General features: G+C 55.5%; 4 protein-coding genes. All 4 read right to left on the minus strand.

Annotated elements, in window-relative coordinates; all coding sequences use genetic code 11:
* Positions 1–38 precede the first annotated feature (38 nt).
* Complete coding sequence (locus OB03_RS14580) at positions 39–1,190, minus strand: tyrosine-type recombinase/integrase (protein WP_461344645.1); 1,152 nt, start codon at positions 1,188–1,190, stop codon at positions 39–41.
* A gap of 274 nt (positions 1,191–1,464) precedes the next feature.
* Entirely contained in the window at positions 1,465–2,496 is a 1,032-nt protein-coding gene (locus OB03_RS14585) for a P-loop NTPase family protein (RefSeq protein ID WP_461344646.1), read from the minus strand.
* A gap of 501 nt (positions 2,497–2,997) precedes the next feature.
* Complete coding sequence (locus tag OB03_RS14590; protein ID WP_461344647.1) at positions 2,998–3,285, minus strand: hypothetical protein; 288 nt, start codon at positions 3,283–3,285, stop codon at positions 2,998–3,000.
* A gap of 151 nt (positions 3,286–3,436) precedes the next feature.
* Positions 3,437–3,722 (minus strand): hypothetical protein (locus OB03_RS14595; RefSeq protein WP_461344648.1); only part of this gene is annotated, 286 nt, incomplete at its 5' end.

A 3,722-nucleotide genomic window follows, 5' to 3' on the forward strand; every position in this document is an offset into this window, starting at 1 on the left:
TGAGCCAGCCGTAGCCAGCCCAGAGGGCAGGGGTGTCGTCACCAAGCCTTGTGCTTCGCCGCACCCGCCTCGACGGCTTTCAGCAGGGTGTCGTTTGCCAAGTGACTGTACCGCTGAGTGGACTGGTAACTGGCATGACCCAGCACCTTGCCCACCGCGAATAGATCAACGCCGTTGTTGACCATGAAGGACGCCGCGCTGTGACGCAGGTCATGGATGCGAAGGCCCGGAAGGTTAGCCGCCTTGATGGCATAGGCCCAAGCGTTCTTGATCGAAACGAAGGGCTTCTGCGTGTCCGGGTTCGGCACAAGCCACGGGCATCCGTTGTAGCGCGGTAGGCTCTCGATAATGTCGATGGCCGCTTGCGACAGAGGCACGTGACGAGGCTTGCCGGTCTTGGTGGTAGGGATGAACCAAGAGCGACGCGCCAGATCCACATTCTCCCACTTGGCGTCCAGAAGCTCACGCTTACGGGCACCAGTGAGAAGCAGCAGACCAACTATGTGTTGAAGCATCGGGTTGTTGGACACGATGCAGGCTTCACGCAGACGTTCGACTTCCTCTGCCGTCAGATAGCGATCACGGGCATTGTTCAAGGGCTTGCGGGCAATGCCACGTGTCGGGTTCCTTTCAGTGCCCGGAACACCCCAGTTCAAGCCCAATTGATAGGCTCGCCCCATAATGACGCGGATCTTCTCAACGGTAGCCGGAGCAAGGGTCTTGCCCAGCTCCTGAAGCCATGAAGCGACAGCGCGGTGCTCGATCTCATTGACCGGGACCTTGCCCCACTTGGGACGGATATGGACCCGGACGTACATCGCGTTTGTGTCATGCGATTTCAGGCGAGCCTTGGAGTCCTCAAGGTACATGTCCAGGAGGGTGTCGCAGAACGGGATTGCCTTGATCTCTTGTTTTTTGGCTAAGGGATCGCCGCCCATAACGACATCGGCTCGCAGCTGTTGGGCTTTCTTGCGGGCTTGGGCGAAGGTCACATCGGTTACGCCCCCGATCTTGAACTGGCGTAGCCTTCCGCGTTGATCACGGTAACGCAGGCCATAGGTTCCGCTGCCGTTAGGGCGGACCTCTACGATGAAGCCGGTGATTTCCTCGCAGTAGTAGACGGTCTTCTGACCGCTGGGTTCAGCAGTCACGCGGCGGATGAAGTCGTGGGAGAATTGGGCTTTAGGCATAGGATTGATCCTTGTGATGGGTTGAGTTCAGACGTGCGCCATTACGCGGTGCCGGAGGGGCGCAGCGGGTGGCGGCGGTTAGGGTGCGGAAAGGGCGCGGCTGCCCCAGAGTGGCCCGCTCAGGCGGGGGCTTGGACCCGGCGATGTTGTCCCCTTGGGGGAGCGGTCGCAGGCACCAGCGTGGCTCAGGGCAGTTCCAGTTTTTCAGTCCCTCAGCCCCTGAGGCATATGGCCCCCGGAGAGAGTGAAACTGAAAAACTGGTGACCTGACCCCTTAGGCCGCTGGCGGAGGCAGCAACTCGTAGATTTGCACGCCACGATCGCCTTTGCGGAAGTTCCACAGGTGCTGTCCCGGTGTGGAGCCTGTGTAGTGCTCCAACACATGGATAGCGGCCTTGATGGACACCTTGGCGCGTTCAGAGGCAGCCCGAGCCAGTGCCATCTTGCCGTGGACTTCCCCTTCTTGGATCAGATCGACAAGGTGAGGACCAACCTTGGTGCCCTGATCTTTTTCCTGATCCAGAATGTAGTCAGCGAGATCGCTCGACTCTAGGAACGTAACGGACGCCAACTTCTCTTCGTAGCTGATCCCTTGCTCGGTGGAGAAGGCATAGCTCACGGATTCAGGGCTGTCTGAACGGCTCTTGATCCGCGTGAAGGTAACACCAGCAACCTGACGGTTAGGGTTCTTAGGAGCGAGTCTTTTACCAACGTAGACAGCATCGAAGTCCTCAATGATGTCGGTGGTGCCCTGATATCTAGGCGTACCGTCAGCATTAGGGTTCTTGGTCGTGTGACCTAGGCCAATCACAGTACCGCCCTTGGCAACAAACGCTCTGGTGGTTTGCCCGAAGCGAGAGGTGCGCTTCTTGTCCATCAGGTCGGTGAACTTCTTCATCGTATCGATGATGAGGATGATGCCCTTTGCGGTGTCATCTTCAACGCATTTGAGCATGAGTTGCTCGACCTTTTCGACGGTCATGCCGTTGAAGCCGGGCACCAACATGTGAATGCCTAGGTTTTCGAAGATGCCATTCTTCGTCACCAGACCCGAGCTATTGTCATCAGCATTGATGTAGATGATCCGATCGGGGGCGCATCGACCTTTAGCAACGGCATCAACGATTAGGCTGATGAGCGTCAGGGTTTTGCCCGCGTTAGGATCGGCATAGATCATGGTGGCTTGGCCGCTATTGATATGCAGTCCAAACAGCGCCTTCACCTGTGTGGCGTTAGCTTCCAACTGATCGGTTTGACCCAGCAGGCTGTATGCCTTGAAGGCATTGCCGAGCAGGTGCTGTTGCAAGCCCGTTTCACCACTAAGTGTCTTTTTCAGCGGTTGAGGACTTGGCTCGTTAGCCTGTGCCTTGATGATAGGTGGCGCGGGTGGCGGTTTTATAGCGGGCGGGAGTTTTCGAATTACCAAGGCTGGGTCGCTTTCGATTGAAAGTGAAACATCCAGAGCGGCTCACCACGAGCTCCTCACGAGAAGGAGTTTTCCGATCTAGCACTCGCACCTTGCGTTCATAGACAATTCCGTAGCGGCCTCTCGGGAGGGGGCCTGGAAGGGATCTTTCGAACCCGATAGTCATAGTTAGAGTGGTTCTGAGGTGAGATGGTGTCAATATTCATTTCTCTAAAAATGAATGATATTTCGATTTTAGTTTCAACTTTTAAGTTGAACTCGATTTTTATCTCTCTTTGACGCTAGTAATGGAAATCATATGCTTTGAAATCACTTAAACCCGCATCCCGATTTATTGCCGATTTTGCGTGCTTTCAGAAGCGCACCGATTTCCTTCCTTGGTTATGTATCTTTGATAAGCAGAGTTTGAGCCTCTCTAGGTTTAGGTCTTTGTTTGGTGGCTATCAGCACAATGGTGATCACCGCGATCGTGAGGATGCACAGGCCGGGTCTAGCGGTCGCCAAGCACGTGATGGGTATCAAGGCTAAGGCGAGTAGGGTGGTCTTTGGCCTTACCGCTAGACAGCACAGCGCGAGCCCCAAGGCTGATAACGCGAGGATGATCAGCAGGGCTTTGGTGAGGCTCAAAATCAGCACCACGATAACCAGTGTAATCACCTTACTGGTCATGGCTAATGGGCAGTGTGTTGGAGGGCATCAGAGACCTTTCAGGCATAAAAAATCCCTCGACGGCGTGACCGTGAGGGCGTTGTGGGTCGGGTCAGATTTTCAGAGTTTCAGTTTCTCAGCCCCCATCTAGGAGGGGTTGGAAACGATGTCGTCACATGTTGGCAAAGCACATGGTCAGTAGGTCCTGATTGGTGTCTGGATGGACCTCGATGAAGATCCGTTGGTGAGGGGCATCGTCTCTAGCGTAGGCCAGCTCAAACCATTGACCGCCGTGATCCTCGATGGACACGAAGGAGGGCGGCTCTACATCGTCACCTGTGATGGTGAAGCCGAGGGCGGCGTTGATAGTGTTCGCCTTATCGCCAGCCTGGACGACATGGATAAGGGCATCGGTGCCGAGTTCAGCTTCATGCTCGACTACCATGTGCCAAGCGCGA

Source organism: Brevundimonas sp. GN22, assembly GCF_054824005.1.

Bases quoted from the DNA above. Each gene is read 5' to 3' on its own strand.
- OB03_RS14590 (WP_461344647.1), bottom strand. From the start codon at position 3,285: ATGACCAGTAAGGTGATTACACTGGTTATCGTGGTGCTGATTTTGAGC.
- OB03_RS14580 (WP_461344645.1), bottom strand. From the start codon at position 1,190: ATGCCTAAAGCCCAATTCTCCCACGACTTCATCCGCCGCGTGACTGCT.